The following is a 15,358-nucleotide window of genomic DNA, read 5'->3' as shown; positions in this document are numbered from 1 at the left end:
TCCGGACGTGTGGTTGCGGGGGTTTTCGCCGCGCGGCTACATTGTGGGTAGCTGCGCACCGAGGTGCGTGGAAGTAAGCCGGGACTACCCGCCGGAGGCGGGACCCCGGCCTCTGCGTTTTCTGGGGCCTTTTCCGCTCACGACGCATCCACGTCGAGCAGGCGCGCGGCGTCGGCCAGCTGCTCCAAGTACCGCCGGTTTCCGCGTGCGGCGGCCAACGCCGCTCCGCACACGATGTCCGGCAGCCAGAGCATCGGCTCGGCGTCCCCGGGCATGAACTCGACGTGAACCTTCATCGAGATCACGCGTTTGCGCTTGCAGACCGCCACGGTCTTCTTGTCGAGCTTGTCGTTGTGCGGCCGACGGGATTCCAGCGTCAGCACGGATCCGCCCGCCGCCTCGACCTCCGGCAGGATTGCTTCGAGGCACTTGCGGCGGGCGCGTTCCGCGTTCATCGGAGACGCCGAGCCGACGACCACCAAGTTGGTCGACCGGAAGGTGCTCGCGACCTTCGCGATCTCCTCGCGACGACGATCGGGCTCCTTGCTCCAGTGCAGTTTTCGCCCACCCTTGCGCAGGTGGGTGAGCACGGCGCGGATCGGTTCGGCCTCGGTCCGGTCGATCAGGCTGGCGGTCAGGACGTACACGCCGAGGTCCAGGTCGTAGGACTCGTCGGCGTAGGCGGCTAAGTACACGCTCGTACTGCATCGGGAACGCGCGTTCGAGAGCAAGCCGCGGCACCCGAACGGGTCGCAAGATCACCGGTGGGGTGGACGGCGTCAGATCTCCTCGCCGCTGAGCATCGGTTCGAAGGCGCGGTAGGCGGTGTAGTTGCGGAAGAAGCGGCTGTACAGCTCGGCGCCGTCGTCGAAGGTGGCGTCCTCGACCTTCTTCACCTCGACGAGCTCCTTGAACTTCCAGGTGACGATCTCGCCGTCCTCGTTCGGGTAGCTGGCGGCCTGCTGCTTGCCGTAGTCGACGGCCTTCTCCCGCGCTTCCTCGTCGGATTCGGCTTTGACCAGCACGAACGATTCCTCGTAGAGCTCCGGTTCGGTGGCCGACGCGGAGGAGATCTCGATGAGCAGCAGCGCGACGTAGAACTCGGCCTCGGCGGAGGAGGTGCTCGCCTGGAAGTCGCGGGGGTCGATGCTGCCCGAACCGATGTCGATCGAGCCGACCTGCTCGTCGTCGCTGGGTGTGGTCATGGCTCCACTTTCTCATCCGCCGCCGGAGCCCCCGGCAGCATGGCCCGCACCGCGTCAATCGTGTCGGCGGTGGCGGCGTCCTTGTCGGGGCGGTAGCGCAGCACGCGGGCGAAGCGCAGCGCGACGGAGCCGGGGTAGCGGGTGCTGACCTGCACGCCGTCCAGTTCGATCTCCACCACGAGGTCGGGGACGAGGTGCACGGTGCTCCGGTCGCGGTGCGTCTCGTGGCGGGGGAATTCGGCGGTCTGCCAGGCGAGGAGTTCGTCGGTGAGGCCCTTGAACGTCTTGCCCACCATGATCGGCGGCCCGCCCGCCGGGTCGCGGGCGCCGAGGTGCAGGTTCGACAGCGCGCCGCTGCGCCGCCCGTGGCCCCATTCCGCGGCGAGCACCACCAGGTCCAGCGTGTGCGACGGTTTGACCTTGCGCCAGGTCCGGCCGCGGCGCCCCGCCGCGTAGACCGAGTCGAGCGACTTCACCACGACCCCTTCGTGCCCGGCGGCGAGCGCGTCGTCCAGCACGGCGCTCGCGTCCTCCGCCGTGCCGGGCCGCACACCGGGGATGCGGTGCTCGGGCGCGACGCGGGCCAGCGCCGCCAGCCGCCGGTGCAGCGGCTCGTCCACCAGGTCGGCGCCGTCCAGGTGCAGGCAGTCGAAGAAGTGCGGCCGCAGCACCTCGTCGCGCGGGCCGCGGGCGCCGAAGCGGGACATCGTCTCCTGGAACGGGCGGGGCCTGCCGGAGTCGGTGAGGGCGAGCGCCTCGCCGTCCAGCACCGCGGACGTGCAGGGCAGGGCGAGTCCGAGCTCGACCAGTTCCGGGACCTGCCCGGTGATCTCGCGGAGCGTGCGGGTGAACACCCGCACCTGCCCGCCGTCCCGGTGCAGCTGGATCCGCGCCCCGTCCAGCTTGTGCTCGACGACGCAGGCCCCGAGCTCGTCCAGCGCGTCCGCGAGGGTCGCGGCGGGGGAGGCGAGCATGGGCCGCAGCGGCCTGCCCACTTCGAGCCGGAACTCGGCGAGCGCGGCGGAACCGCCGGTCAGCGCGGCCTCGGCGGTGGCGGGCAGCCGCCCGGAGAGCATGAACGCCCGGCGCACCGCGTCGGCGGGCACGTCGGCGGCGCGGGCCACGGCCGCCAGCAGCACGCCTTCCAGCGCGCCCTGCCGGAGTTCGCCGCCGAGCAGCCGGACGAGGAACCGCTGCTCGTCGGTGGTGGCCCGGCCCAGCAGCGCGTGCAGCAGGTCGAGGCGCCGCTGCCCGGATCCCGCGCCGGTGGTGGCGCGCAGCGCGTCGACGGCGGCGGCCACGTCGAGCACCGTCAGCTCGGGTTCGGCGGCCGGTGCGGCGTGCAGCGAGCGCAACGTGGACCAGCCGACGCCCGCGCGTCCCCCGGGCAGTTCCCCGGCGAGCAGCGCGGCGGTCGGCCGGATCTCCGCACCCCGCAGGCGGGTGAGCAGTTCGGCGAGGACGTGGATCTTCGCGTTGCGGGCGCGGGTCGCCGCGACGTCGGCGGACGCGGCGACGACCGCGGTCAGCGGCACCATGCGCCCATGGTGCGCGCGGTTCCCCGCAACTCGCCGGGAGAGCGGGGGAACCGGAGGTGCGGTGCGCGGCGTCGTAGTCGTGATCCGGAACCGCTGGGGGTGCTCCGGATCGGGCCGTGCGCTCGCCGGGTGGCGGTGCGCACGGCCCACCGGCTCACTTGGCCTTGGCCATGCCCAGCACGTCCAGCGCGGTGTCCAGCTGCTCCAGGGTGAGCTTGCCGGAGTCGACGTGGCCGCGTTCGAGGACGACCTCGCGGATGGTGCGGCGCTCCTTGAGTGCCTGCTTCGCGATCGACGCGGCTTCCTCGTAGCCGATGAAGCGGTTCAGCGGCGTGACGATCGACGGCGAACCCTCGGCGTACTCGCGGGCGCGCTCGACGTTGGCCTCGACCCCGGCGAACACCTTGTCGGCGAGCAGCCGGGACACGGCGGCGAGCAGCCGCGCGGATTCGAGCACGTTGCGGGCGATCACCGGCAGGTTCACGTTGAGCTGGAAGTTGCCCTGCGCGCCGGCGAACGCGACGGCCGCGTCGTTGCCGATGACCTGCGCGACGACCTGGAGGGTGGCCTCCGGGATCACCGGGTTCACCTTGCCCGGCATGATCGAGGAGCCGGGCTGCAGGTCGGGCAGCGCCAGTTCGGCGAGGCCGGTGCGCGGGCCGGACCCGAGCCAGCGCACGTCGTTGGCGATCTTGTTCAGGCTCACCGCGACGGTGCGCAGGTGCCCGGAGGTCTCGACGACGCCGTCCTGGGTGGCCTGCGCCTCGAAGTGGTCGCGGGCCTCGGTCAGCGGCAGCCCGGTGACGCGGGCGAGCTCGGCGGCGACGGCCGCGCCGAAGCCGTCCGGTGCGTTCAGCCCGGAGCCGACGGCGGTCCCGCCGATGGGCAGCTCGCCGAGCCGGTCGAGCCCGGAGCGCAGCCGCTCCACGCCGAAGCGGACCTGCGAGGCCCACGCACCGGCCTCCTGGGCGAGGGTGATCGGCACCGCGTCCATCAGGTGGGTGCGCCCGGACTTGACGACCTCGGTCCACTCGGCGGCGCGGCCCTCGACGACCCCCGCCAGGTGCTCCAGCGCGGGGATGACGTCGGCGAGCACGGCCTCGGTGGCGGCCACGTGGATCGTGGTGGGGAACGTGTCGTTCGAGGACTGCGAGGCGTTGACGTGGTCGTTCGGGTGCACGTCGCGGCCGAGTCCGCGGGTCGCCAGGGTGGCGATGACCTCGTTGGCGTTCATGTTCGACGACGTGCCGGAGCCGGTCTGGAACACGTCGATCGGGAAGTGCGCGTCGTGGTGGCCCTCGGCGACCTCGTCGGCGGCGGTGGCGATGGCCTCGGCCATGTCGGCCTCGAGGATGCCGAGCCTGCCGTTGACCCGCGCGGTGGCGGCCTTGAGCAGCCCGAGGGCGCGGATCTGCGCGCGCTCCAGCCCGCGGCCGGAGATCGGGAAGTTCTCCACGGCGCGCTGCGTCTGCGCGCGGTACAGGGCGTCGGCGGGAACCCTGACCTCGCCCATGGTGTCGTGTTCGATCCGGTAGTCCTGTTCAGCCATGACCGAAGTGTCCACCGCGCGAGCGGGGCCGGTCAGTATGGGGCGGCCCACTTCCGGGTCGTCCGGCCGGTGCTGGACCGAGAAAGGTGACGGAGATCGTCATCGGGCCGGGCACTTCCGCCCGGGTCTAGGCTCGGGTGTGATCCGCGTTGCACCGGGGCGAGCGGGGTGGGGCATGGCCGAGCACGAGGTCGATCTGCTGGTCGTCGGCGCGGGGCCCGCGGGCCTGTTCGCGGCGTACTACGCGGGGTTCCGCGGCCTGTCGGTGGCGGTGGTGGATTCGCTGCCGGAGCCGGGCGGGCAGGTGACCGCGATGTACCCGGAGAAGCTGATCTTCGACGTGCCGGGGTTCCCCGCGGTGCGCGGCCGCGACCTGGTGGCGGCGCTGGTGGCGCAGGCCGCGCCGCGCGAACCCCGCTACCTGCTGGGCAGGGACGCCACCGAGTTGTCCGAAGTGGACGGTGAGCTGCGGGTGCTGGCCGGCGCGGACCCGGTGCGCGCGCGAGCGCTGCTGATCACCGCGGGCATCGGCGAGTTCACGCCGCGGCCGCTGCCCGCGGGCGGGGACTGGCTGGGCAGGGGAGTGGTGCACTTCGTGCCGGACCTGGCCGTGCACCGCGGGCAGGACGTGGTGGTGGTCGGCGGCGGGGATTCGGCGTTCGACTGGGCGCTGGCGCTGCACCCGATCGCGCGCAGCGTGACCCTCGTGCACCGCCGGTCGCGGTTCCGCGCGCACCCCGGCCTGGTGCGGGAGGTCGCCGCGCTCGGCGTCGAGATCATCACCGAGGCGCAGGTGGTGGCGGTGCGCGGGGACGCCGAGGGGGTGCACGAGGTGGAGCTGTCCGTCGGCGAGCGGCGGCGGGTGCTGCCCGCGCGGACCGTGGTCGCCGCGCTCGGGTTCACCGCCTCGCTGGGGCCGATCGAATCCTGGGGGCTGGAGCTGGCCGGGCGCTCGATCCGGGTGGACAGCACGATGCGCACCAACCGGGACCGGGTGTACGCGGCGGGCGACGTGGCCACCTACCCGGGGAAGGTGAAGCTGATCGCCACCGGTTTCGGCGAGGCGGCCACCGCGGTCAACAACATCGCGGTCGCCCTCGACCCGGCCGCCCACCTCTTCCCCGGCCACTCCTCCGACCGGTCCTGAACGTGGAACGGCCGCCCTCCCCAGGGGGAAGGCGGCCGGTCAGGGGGGTGCCGATCAGGCGGCGGTGTTCTCCTCGACCCAGCTGGACAGGGCCGACACGTCGGTGTAGATCGACGGGCCGGTCGCGCAGTTCGAGTCGTTGTTGCCCGCGCGGCTGGTCGCACCGATCAGCTCCCAGGAGCCCTGGGTGCCCTTGATCTGCGGGCCGCCGGAGTCGCCGTAGCAGGCGCCGGAGTCGCCACCGGGGTTGGAGGTGCAGATCTCGGTCTCGCCCTCGATGCTCGAGCAGTCGGCGTCGTCGACGATCGCGGTGTCCAGCTCCTGCAGCGTGGCGGGGGCCTCGCCGCCCGGCGCCGGGCTGGTCTGGCCCCAGCCGATGATGCGGGTCTCGGTGCCGGTCGCGCCCGACTCGGAGGCGATGGAGATCGGCTGCGCGGAGACCGCCTTGTCCAGCTTGATCACCGCGATGTCCGCGGAGTCGTGCACCTTGATGTCGCTGATCCCGGCCTCTTCGCCACCGGAGGCGTGCTCCAGGCTGCCGACGCGCACGGACAGGTCTTCCGGCTGGCTGCCCTGGACGCAGTGCGCGGCGGTGACCGCCCAGTCCTCCTTGATCAGCGAAGCGCCGCAGATGTGCCCGCCGCCGGACTGCAGCGACACCATGAAGGAGTAGGTCTCGGTGGCGTCGTGCCCGCCCACGACCATGGGCGTGGGGTCCTGGGCCGCGGAAGCGGGCGTGGCCAGCGCGAGCGCGGCGCCGGCGGCGAGCACTCCGGTGAGCAGGGAGCGTGTGCGCATGGGGGACGAGTCCTTCCGTGTGCCCGGTCCTGGTGCGGCCGGGGTGGTGCTCGGTCCGGTGCGGCGGGCCGAGTGACCACTGACGGTAAGGATCTTCACTCCTCCGAGGCACCCACTTAGGTGGGTCTTCGCGTCGCTCCAACGACGGTACCCACACGGCCGAACGGGGCTCCGGTGCAGGTCAACGCGGCCCGAATGGCCGATTCGGGGAAATACCGGGAAAAACAGCTCGCGCCCGGAAACGCGGAACCGCCCGCCCCGGCGTGCGCGGGACGGGCGGTCCGGGTCGTGCGATCAGGGGAGCAGGCCGTGCCTGCCGCCTTCGGTGCCGCCCAGGTCCACGTCCGAGTACTCGCTCAGCTTGGACAGCTTGTGCAGGCCGTCGATGACCCGCACCGTGCCCGACTTCGACCGCATCACGATCGACTGGGTGCTGCACCGGTTCGCCCGGTAGTGCACGCCCTTGAGCAGCGCGCCATCGGTGATGCCGGTGGCGCAGAAGAACACGTTGTCCCCGCGCACCAGGTCCGAGGTGGTCAGCACCTGCTCCACGTCGTGCCCGGCGTCGATCGCCTTCTGCCGCTCCGCGTCGTCCTTCGGCCACAGCCGGGTCTGGATCTCCCCGTCCATGCACTTGAGCGCGGCCGCGGTGATGATGCCCTCGGGCGTGCCGCCGATCCCGATGAGCATGTCCACGCCGCTGTCCGGGCGGGCCGCGGCGATCGCCCCGGCCACGTCGCCGTCGGAGATGAACTGGATGCGGGCGCCCGCCTCGCGGACCTCGCGGACCAGGTCCTCGTGCCGCGGCCGGTCCAGGATGCAGACCGTCACGTCGGAGACGTCGATGTGCTTGGCCTTCGCGACGCGGCGGATGTTCTCCGCGGTCGGCGCGTTCAGGTCCACGACCCCGGCGGCCTCCGGGCCGACGGCGAGCTTCTCCATGTAGAACACCGCGGACGGGTCGAACATGGCACCGCGTTCGGCGACGGCGAGCACGGCCAGCGCGTTCGGCATGCCCTTGCTCAGCAGCGTCGTGCCGTCGATCGGGTCGACGGCGACGTCCACCTCGGGGCCTTCGCCGTTGCCGACCTCCTCGCCGTTGAACAGCATCGGCGCTTCGTCCTTCTCGCCTTCGCCGATGACGACGACGCCCTGCATCGAGACGGTGCCGATCAGCTTGCGCATGGCATCCACCGCGGCTCCGTCACCGGAGTTCTTGTCGCCGCGACCGACCCAGCGGCCCGCGGCCATCGCCGCGGCCTCGGTGACCCGGACCAGTTCCATGGCCAGGTTGCGGTCGGGCGCCTCGTGGCGACCCTGCGTGGTGGACGTGCTCATCGCGCCTCCCGGTATGGCGAGCTGACTCCATCGGCAGCACGCGCCGGCTCCGCGCGCCCTGCTCGTCGGATCTTCGCAGATCGCGCGGCACGGAGCCGGGGCACGTGGGCGAGCCCACTACCGATCTTCGCCGGGCTCCTCCACGGCGGCGAGGGCGCGGTCGACGCGTTCCCGCGCGCCCGCGAGGTGCCGCTCGCACACGGCCGCGAGCGCTTCGCCGCGTTCCCACAGCGACAGCGAGTCCTCCAGGGACAGGCCGCCCGCTTCGAGCCGCTTGACCACGTCGGCGAGTTCGTCCCGCGCCTGCTCGTAGCCCAGTTCGGCGACGTCCGGGTGGTCGGCGACCGGGTCGAAGTGCTCGTCCTGCTCGTTCTTCGTCACGGGGTGGGGCTCTCCAGCTTGCTGGGTACGGACACCACTGCGGTCGCGATGGCCTGGTCGTAGCCGACGAACGCCTCGGCGAACTCGGCGCCGTCGCCTTCCCGGACCGCATCGTTGATGCGCAACTGCGCTTCGGCGACCCTACGTCGGTGTCCGGCTCCGCGGCCGACCCACCACCGGTTGCCCGCGTACTCGGACGTGGCGTCCGCCAGCGCCCGCAGCTTCAGCGGCAGCGTCCGGCGCTCGGTGGAGTCGCAGCCGCCGAGCAGCGCGTTCCAGCAGCGCGCGGCGGCCAGGTCGGCCTCCCGCGCGCACTGCCGGACCTGCTCGGCGTCGTGCAGCTTCGGCGAGCGCGTGACGGCCACCGTCAAGGGGAGGAATGTGGGCTCCTGCTGTCCCCGCACCACTACCTCCCTCGTTCCACTACTCCGTTCCGTCGGGCACCACGGCGTGCACCGCTCCGTCAACGACGCGGACCCGCAAGGTGGTTCCCGCCGGGGCCTGGTCGATCGAGCGCAGCACTCCGTCCGCCCCGTCGGGCTCGACCCGCTGCACGATCGCGTACCCGCGAGCAAGAGTGGCCGCAGGACCGAGGGTCGTCAAGCGAGATCGAGTCGCGGTCATCGCGTGCCCTTCGGCGGTGAGCACGCCGGTGATGGCGCGCCGCGCGCGGTCCCGTCCGATCTGGACCTGTTCTGATCTGCGGTCCAGCGGGCCGTGCGGGTCGGCGAGCGCGGGCCTGCTGCGCAGCGAATCGAGCAGCCTGCGCTCGCGATCCACCCATCCGTGTAGCGCACGTCGCGCGCGGTCCCGGAGCTGGTGCACCCGCTGGGTCTCCTCCGCCATGTCCGGGACGACCCGTTTGCCCGCTCCGGTGGGGGTGGAGCAGCGGATGTCGGCGACGTGGTCCAGCAGCGGCGAGTCCGGTTCGTGCCCGATGGCGCTGACCACCGGCGTGCGGCAGGTCGAGACCGCGCGGCACAGCGCCTCGTCGGAGAACGGCAGCAGGTCCTCGACGCTGCCGCCGCCGCGGGCCAGCACGATCACGTCCACGTCGGGGTCGCGTTCGAGCTCGCCGAGCGCGTCCAGGATCTGCGGCACCGCGGTCGAGCCCTGCACGGCCACGTTGCGGATCTCGAAGCGCACCGACGGCCAGCGCAGCCGCGCGTTGCTGAGCACGTCGTGCTCGGCGGCGGACGCGCGCCCGGTGATGAGACCGACCTTGTTCGGCAGGAACGGCGGCTTCCGCTTGCGGGCCGGGTCGAACAGCCCTTCCGCCTTGAGCAGCTGGCGGAGCCGTTCGATGCGGGCGAGCAGCTCGCCGATGCCGACGGCGCGGATCTCGTCCACCCGCAGGCTCAGCGTCCCGCGGCCGGTGAAGAACGTGGGCTTGCCGTGCACCACGACGCGGCTGCCGTCGGTCAGCGGCGGGTCCTGCTTGCGCAGCAGCGAGGACGCGCAGGTCAGCGTCAGCGACACCTCGGCGGACGGGTCGCGCAGGGTGAGGAAGGAGGTGGCGGCGCCGGGCCGTTGCGAGATCTGCGTGATCTGGCCTTCGACCCAGATGGTGCCGAGCCGGTGGATCCAGTCGGCGATCTTGCGGGCCACGGTGCGCACCGGCCACGGATCTTCCGCGCTGGTCGGCGGTGGGTTGGCGGGGGCGTTCAGGACCGCTCCTTCCACGTCCGGGCATGGCGGCGCGATCATACGGCCGATCCCGGACGGGACGGGGCGGCGCGTCAGTTCTCGGCGCGGAGCCGTTCCAGCCGGTTGCCGAGCATCCGCACGAATTCGGGGCGCTGCTGGTTCCGCCGCTCGTGGTCGAGCATGGCTTCGACCTCGGCCGCGGAGAAGCCGCGCAGCCTGCCGCGGAGCTGCGGCAGGGTGATCTCGTCGTAGCTGGTGAGCACGTCCGCTTCGTCCGCCGCCGCGGGGCCGGGCGCGGGCTCGTCCTCGTCGAAGGTGGCCCATTCCGGCTGGTCCTCGCCGCGGTCCCAGGCGCTGAGGGCTTCGTCGCCGCGGATGGCCAGTTCGGTGATCTGCTGCTGCACCCGCATCGACAGCTGCAGGGCCTGGCTGGCCACGGTCAGCGGCAGCCCGAGCAGCTGGGTGGGCAGCTGCCGGGTCTGCTCGGCGGTGACGGCCGCGAGTCCGGCCGCGACGCGGATCGGCAAGGGGTACGTCGACATGGCCCCAGCCTCCCGCACTCGCGCCGCGGAAACCATCGGCCGGGCGCACGAGCTTCGCCCGGAGGTGCGGGGCGGTTGCGATGTTCGGCGGTACCGCGAGTGCTCCCGGTGGCGGCGCGTCCCCGATCCGGGGCGGGGTGCCGCGTTCCAGGTGTCGACCGGTGGGGTGAGCGGTGACGTTCGGTACCTGCGTGGGAGGTGCCCGCAGGGCTGACCCGTCCGGGAGCGGTCCGTACCCTGGTCGGCATGAGCACCTCGCCGCAGGCAGCCGATCGCCTCGCACAGAGCGACCTTGACCAGGGCACCTCCGACCAGGGCACTCCGGAGGGCGGACGCACCAAGCGCGTCCTGCTCGCCAAACCCCGTGGCTACTGCGCAGGCGTGGACCGCGCGGTCATCACGGTCGAGAAGGCGCTGGACACCTACGGTCCGCCCGTCTACGTCCGCAAGGAGATCGTGCACAACAAGCACGTGGTGGAGACGCTCCAGGACCGCGGCGTGATCTTCGTGGACCAGACCGACGAGGTCCCGGAGGGCGCGCTCGTGGTGTTCTCCGCGCACGGCGTCAGCCCCGCCGTGCACGAGGAGGCGAAGGACCGCAACCTGCGCACCATCGACGCGACCTGCCCGCTGGTCACGAAGGTGCACAAGGAGGTCAACCGGTTCGCCCGCGACGACTACGACATCCTGCTGATCGGCCACGAGGGCCACGAGGAGGTCGAGGGCACCGCCGGTGAGGCGCCGGACCGCGTGCAGCTCGTCGACAAGCCGGAGGACGTGGACAAGGTGCACGTCCGCGACCCCAACAAGGTCGTGTGGCTGTCGCAGACCACGCTCAGCGTCGACGAGACGATGGAGCGGGTCGACCAGATCAAGGAGCGCTTCCCGGATCTGCAGGCGCCGCCGAGCGACGACATCTGCTACGCCACCTCGAACCGCCAGTTCGCGGTGAAGGCGATGGCCGCCGAGTGCGATCTGGTGCTGGTCGTCGGCTCGCAGAACTCCTCGAACTCGAAGCGGCTCGTCGAGGTCGCGCTGCAGGCGGGCGCGCACGACTCGCACCTGATCGACTACGCGAACCAGATCGAGGACTCCTGGCTGGAGGGCGTCGGCACGGTCGGCGTGACCAGCGGTGCCTCGGTGCCGGACGTGCTGGTGATGCAGGTGCTGGAGCACCTCGCCGAGCGCGGCTGGGACGGCGAGGTCGAAGAGGTGACCACCGCCAACGAGAAGATCACCTTCGCGCTGCCGCGGGAACTCCGCAAGGACCTCAAGGAGAACCCGGACGCGCCGAAGGGCGTCCGCTGACCCGACACCGCAGGTGAGCTACCCCCGTCTCCGCGGGGCGGCTCACCTCGGAGCGCCGAAGCGCGAACGGCCCGCTCGACCTGATCGGTCGGCGGGCCGTTCTGCTGCGCGGGGCGCGGCGGATTCAGTCGAAGAAGTCGTCGTCGCGGCGCGGGCGGCGGGGCCTGCGCGCCGGGTCGTCCCGCTTCGGTTCGGGACGTCCGCGCCCGGGCGCGGGCCTGGGGCGGCCTTCGCCGCGGCCCTCACCGCGCGGGGCCCGGCCGGGCTGGGAGCTGCGGCCGGGAGTGCCGCCCCGGGCGGGCGGGGTGCCGCGTTCGCCGCGGGCGGGCGGGGTCCCGCGATCGCGCCCGTCGCGCTTGCTCGCGGCGTCGCGGGTGCGGCCGCCCTGCTCGGCGGGGCGGCGGGGCCTGCCGGAGGCGTCGCGGGAGCGGGCGGGGCGCTTCTCGTCATCGGCGGGCCGCTTGCGCGCCGGACGTTCGGCGGCCTCCTTCGGCGGCTTCACCGGCTTGCGCTTCTTGGTGGGCTGGTCGGCCAGGTCCAGCTCGGATTCGGCGTCGTGGCGCTCCAGCCAGAACATCCGGGCGAGCCCGAACGCGAGGCAGATCGCGGTGGTGATCGCCATCATCGGGAAGCCGGCGATGATCGGCTGCACGACCCCCAGCACCTTGCCCATCATCCCGCTGCCGCCTCCGCCGCCGAACAGCAGCACGAGCAGCGGCATGACGACGGTGGCGACCAGCGGCGGCTGCACCATCGGGCCGAACAGGCTCTCCCGCTGCACCAGCGCCACCCCGGCCACGCACCCGACGAGCAGGCCGATCTTGAAGATCAGTCCGGGGGTGCCGCTGATGAGCAGGTCGATCCCGGCGCCGAGCGCGGTGCCGGCCGCGGCGATCAGCACCGCCGCCCATAGCGGGACGCCACGGGTGCGGAAAGCGGACCGTTCTGCCCAGTGTGGGGCGCCGTGGTCGGGAGAGGGTGCGCTCTGGCGCTCGCGAGTGGCGGTCACGAGCACAACCGTAACGGTCAGGAACGGCTGTGGAACGACCTCTCCGGAAGTTGATCGCCGAGCTGCGGGCTTCCCCTTCCTCGTGACCGTCGTGCGGTCGGTCGCGGCCGAATGGCGGCTGGGCGGCCCGCTGGTGGACTGTGAACCTTGACACAGGCAACTGGAAACTCTTAGCGTCCGAGCAATCGTTTTCTCGGGTCCGTGCGGTTGTTCGGAGTGACAGCGGTCGGGTGACGGGGGGAACCATGACAGCGCCACTGGTAGAGCTGACCGGCATCACCAAACGCTACGGCGGTGTCCTGGCGTGCGACGGGATCGATCTGACCGTGCACGAGGGCGAGGTCCACGCGCTGCTGGGGGAGAACGGCGCGGGCAAGTCCACGCTGATGCGCGTGCTCTCCGGCGACATCGCCGACCACGAGGGTTCGATCGCGGTGGACGGCGCCCCGGTGCGCTTCGCGAAGCCCTCGGACGCGCAGCAGGCGGGCATCGCGATGATCCACCAGGAGCTGGACCTGGTCCCCGCGCTGTCGGTCGCCGACAACCTGTACCTGGGCCGGGAACTGCGCCGCGCGGGCGTGGTGGACCGCCGCGCGATGGCGCAGCGCACCCGCGAGCTGCTGTCCCGCACCGGCATCGAACTGGACCCGGCCCGGCCGGTCGGTGAGCTGCGGGTCGGCGAGCAGCAGCTGGTGACGATCGCGCGGGCGCTGTCCCTCGACGCCAAGGTCCTGATCATGGACGAGCCGACCTCGGCGCTGTCCCACTCCGAAGTGGACCGGTTGTTCGCGGTGATCGCGGAGCTGCGCAGGCGCGGCACCGGCATCGTCTACATCTCGCACCGGATGGACGAGATCGGCGCGGTCGCCGACCGGGCCACGGTGCTGCGCAACGGGCGCCGGGTCGCCGAGTTCGACGCCCGCGACCTCACCGCCGAGCAGGCCGCGGAGGCGATGGTGGGCCGCTCGGTGCGCACCCTGTTCCGCACCGCGGACGACCGGCCGCCGGGCGAGGAGCTGCTGTCGGTCGCCGGTTTCCGGGTGCTGCCGCGCCGGTACCGGGTGGGCAGGCGGGACCCGGACGGCATCGACGTGTCGGTGCGCGCGGGCGAGATCGTCGGCCTGTGCGGGCTGCTCGGCGCGGGCCGCACCGAGCTGCTGGAGTCGCTGTTCGGCGCCGGTTCGGCCGGCCGCTGGGAAGGTTCGGTGCGGCTGGGCGGCGAACAGGTGCGCCCGCGCGGGCCGCGCGACGCGCTGCGCCGCGGCATCGCGTTCGTGCCGGAGGACCGCCGCGCCTCGGGCCTGGTGCTGGGGCATTCGGTGCGGGCGAACACGGTGCTGTCGGTGGTGGACCGGCTCGGCGTCGGCGGGCTGGTGCGCGGCCGTGCCGAGGTGGCGGCGACCGAGCGCAGCGTGGACCGGCTGAAGGTGAAGCTGGGCCGCATCGCCGACCCGGTCGGCACCTTGTCCGGCGGGAACCAGCAGAAGGTCGTGTTCGGCCGCATGTTGCTGACCGAACCGCGGCTGCTGCTGCTGGACGAGCCGACGCGCGGCGTGGACATCGGCGCGAAGGCGGAGATCTACGAGCTGCTCGGCGAGATCGCGGCGCGCGGCATCGGGGTGCTGCTGGCGTCCTCGGAGCTGCCGGAGCTGACCGGCGTGTGCCACCGCGTGGTGGTGCTCCGGCACGGCCGCAGCGTCGCCGAGTTCGACACCACCCGGGCCGGTGAAGCCGAATTGTTGGCCGCCGCGATGGGGGAAAAGGTGTCGCCGAAGGGTGGTTCGTCGGCGGTGGAGACGGGGCGCGGCCCCGTCGCCGGGGGAGGAGCGCGATGAGCGAGCAGACGCAGCAGGAGGTCGCACCCGACCCGGCACCCGGCCGGTCCAGGCGGGAGCGCGTCGAGACCCTGTTCCGGTTCCAGAGCTTCTTCGGCCTGGTCGTGGTGTTCCTGGCGGCGATCGCGCTCTCCCCGCGCGGCGACGACGGCCAGATCCTGTTCCTGACCGGCGACAACCTGTTCAACATCGTGCGCGCGGTATCGGAGATCGGGATCATCGCGGTCGGCCTGACGTTCGTGATCCTGATCGGCGGCATCGACCTGTCGGTGGGTTCGGTGCTGGGGCTGGCCGCGGTGGGCTCGGCGGTGCTGCTGGTCAACGACGACTTCGGGGTGCTGGTGGCGGCGCTGCTGGTGCTGCTGATCGGCCTGGTCTTCGGGGTGCTGCAGGGCGCCGCGGTGGCGGTGCTGGGCGTGCAGGCGTTCATCGTGACGCTGGCGGGCTTGAACATCGCGCGTGGTCTGGCCCGGATGTGGTCGGGCGGCGAGACGGTGCAGATCTCCTACGGCGACGGCGCGGGCCAGGCGCCGATGCTGTTCTCGCTGCTGGGGGAGCGCACCTTCGGCGGGGTGGTGCCGATCCCGGCGTTGATCTTCGCGGTGGTGGCGGTCGCGGCGATCCTGTTCCTGCGCTACAGCGCCTACTCGCGGCACCTGTACGCGATCGGCGGCAACGAGAAGGCGGCGCGGCTGTCCGGTGTCCCGGTGAACCGCGTGAAGATCATCGCGTTCGCGCTGTCCGGGTTCTGCGCGGCGCTGGCGGGCATCGTGCACGCGGGGCAGCTGAACGCGGGCAGCCCGAACGACGGCCTCGCCTACGAGCTGGACGGCATCGCGGCGGTGGTGATCGGCGGCACGAGCCTCGCCGGAGGGCGCGGTTCGGTGGTGGGCACGATCGCGGGCGCGCTGCTGCTGGGGATCTTGAACAACATCCTGAGTCTGAACAGCGTCAACACCGACGTGCAGCTGCTGATCAAGGGTCTGGTGATCGTGGCCGCCGCGGCGCTGCAGCGGCTGCGCCCGGCCGCGTGACCGGTCCGTTCCCCGATCCACCCGTCC

Annotated in this window: 15 protein-coding genes; 4 read left to right on the top strand and 11 right to left on the bottom strand. The window is 72.4% G+C overall.

Translation table 11 applies throughout. The annotated features are described in order from the left end of the window. Nucleotides 1-137 precede the first annotated feature (137 nt). The 4 genes from AC29IT_RS22910 to AC29IT_RS22895 form a co-directional block, all read right to left on the bottom strand. Nucleotides 138-731, bottom strand: coding sequence for a hypothetical protein (locus AC29IT_RS22910; RefSeq protein WP_488220071.1), 594 nt, complete (start codon nucleotides 729-731; stop codon nucleotides 138-140). A 48-nt stretch (nucleotides 732-779) separates the two neighbouring features. Continuing rightward, nucleotides 780-1,205, bottom strand: coding sequence for a DUF4288 domain-containing protein (locus AC29IT_RS22905; RefSeq protein WP_358442659.1), 426 nt, complete (start codon nucleotides 1,203-1,205; stop codon nucleotides 780-782). Beyond that, a complete protein-coding gene (locus tag AC29IT_RS22900) occupies nucleotides 1,202-2,743 on the bottom strand; it encodes an ATP-dependent DNA ligase (RefSeq protein WP_488220070.1) in 1,542 nt (513 codons plus the stop codon). The genes AC29IT_RS22905 and AC29IT_RS22900 overlap by 4 nt, the downstream gene beginning before the upstream one ends. 154 nt (nucleotides 2,744-2,897) lie before the next feature. After that, the gene (locus AC29IT_RS22895) at nucleotides 2,898-4,292 is read right to left on the bottom strand and encodes a class II fumarate hydratase (RefSeq protein WP_358442664.1); all 1,395 of its coding nucleotides are present in this window, start codon (nucleotides 4,290-4,292) and stop codon (nucleotides 2,898-2,900) included. 175 nt (nucleotides 4,293-4,467) lie between these two features. Here AC29IT_RS22895 and AC29IT_RS22890 point away from each other — a divergent pair, with 175 nt between their 5' ends. Beyond that, nucleotides 4,468-5,439, top strand: coding sequence for an NAD(P)/FAD-dependent oxidoreductase (locus AC29IT_RS22890; protein ID WP_488220069.1), 972 nt, complete (start codon nucleotides 4,468-4,470; stop codon nucleotides 5,437-5,439). A 54-nt stretch (nucleotides 5,440-5,493) separates the two neighbouring features. Here the strand turns inward: AC29IT_RS22890 and AC29IT_RS22885 are convergent, their stop codons facing one another. From AC29IT_RS22885 to AC29IT_RS22860, 6 genes are all read right to left on the bottom strand, one after another. Continuing rightward, nucleotides 5,494-6,237: a S1 family peptidase gene (locus AC29IT_RS22885; RefSeq protein ID WP_488220068.1), complete on the bottom strand. Its 744-nt coding sequence runs from the start codon at nucleotides 6,235-6,237 to the stop codon at nucleotides 5,494-5,496. Nucleotides 6,238-6,531: 294 nt separating this feature from the next. Beyond that, a complete protein-coding gene (glpX, locus tag AC29IT_RS22880; RefSeq protein ID WP_358442671.1) occupies nucleotides 6,532-7,575 on the bottom strand; it encodes a class II fructose-bisphosphatase in 1,044 nt (347 codons plus the stop codon). A 117-nt stretch (nucleotides 7,576-7,692) separates the two neighbouring features. Next, nucleotides 7,693-7,956, bottom strand: a complete 264-nt coding sequence (locus AC29IT_RS22875; RefSeq protein WP_488220067.1) for an exodeoxyribonuclease VII small subunit — start codon at nucleotides 7,954-7,956, stop codon at nucleotides 7,693-7,695. Continuing rightward, complete coding sequence (locus AC29IT_RS22870; protein ID WP_358442677.1) at nucleotides 7,953-8,327, bottom strand: hypothetical protein; 375 nt, start codon at nucleotides 8,325-8,327, stop codon at nucleotides 7,953-7,955. The genes AC29IT_RS22875 and AC29IT_RS22870 overlap by 4 nt, the downstream gene beginning before the upstream one ends. Nucleotides 8,328-8,379: 52 nt before the next feature. After that, nucleotides 8,380-9,663, bottom strand: coding sequence for an exodeoxyribonuclease VII large subunit (gene xseA, locus AC29IT_RS22865; protein ID WP_488220066.1), 1,284 nt, complete (start codon nucleotides 9,661-9,663; stop codon nucleotides 8,380-8,382). Between the two features lie 32 nt (nucleotides 9,664-9,695). Continuing rightward, nucleotides 9,696-10,145: a lipid droplet-associated protein gene (locus AC29IT_RS22860; RefSeq protein ID WP_488220065.1), complete on the bottom strand. Its 450-nt coding sequence runs from the start codon at nucleotides 10,143-10,145 to the stop codon at nucleotides 9,696-9,698. Between the two features lie 246 nt (nucleotides 10,146-10,391). Between AC29IT_RS22860 and AC29IT_RS22855 the strand changes: the two genes are divergently transcribed. After that, on the top strand, nucleotides 10,392-11,453 hold the full coding sequence (locus AC29IT_RS22855; protein ID WP_358442685.1) for a 4-hydroxy-3-methylbut-2-enyl diphosphate reductase: 1,062 nt from the start codon (nucleotides 10,392-10,394) through the stop codon (nucleotides 11,451-11,453). A gap of 124 nt (nucleotides 11,454-11,577) precedes the next feature. On the opposite strand, the gene AC29IT_RS22850 is transcribed toward AC29IT_RS22855, so the two are convergent. After that, the gene (locus AC29IT_RS22850; RefSeq protein ID WP_488220064.1) at nucleotides 11,578-12,462 is read right to left on the bottom strand and encodes a DUF6542 domain-containing protein; all 885 of its coding nucleotides are present in this window, start codon (nucleotides 12,460-12,462) and stop codon (nucleotides 11,578-11,580) included. Nucleotides 12,463-12,707: 245 nt separating this feature from the next. On the opposite strand from AC29IT_RS22850, the gene AC29IT_RS22845 reads away from it, so the two are divergent. Continuing rightward, nucleotides 12,708-14,297, top strand: coding sequence for a sugar ABC transporter ATP-binding protein (locus tag AC29IT_RS22845; RefSeq protein WP_358442690.1), 1,590 nt, complete (start codon nucleotides 12,708-12,710; stop codon nucleotides 14,295-14,297). Next, nucleotides 14,294-15,331, top strand: a complete 1,038-nt coding sequence (locus AC29IT_RS22840) for an ABC transporter permease (RefSeq protein ID WP_488220063.1) — start codon at nucleotides 14,294-14,296, stop codon at nucleotides 15,329-15,331. The genes AC29IT_RS22845 and AC29IT_RS22840 overlap by 4 nt, the downstream gene beginning before the upstream one ends. Nucleotides 15,332-15,358: the final 27 nt, after the last annotated feature.

It is taken from the genome of Saccharopolyspora sp. MMCC62 (assembly GCF_057736575.1).
The sequence above is the reverse complement of the archived record's forward strand: the minus strand, read 5'-3'. Positions and strand labels throughout refer to the sequence as shown.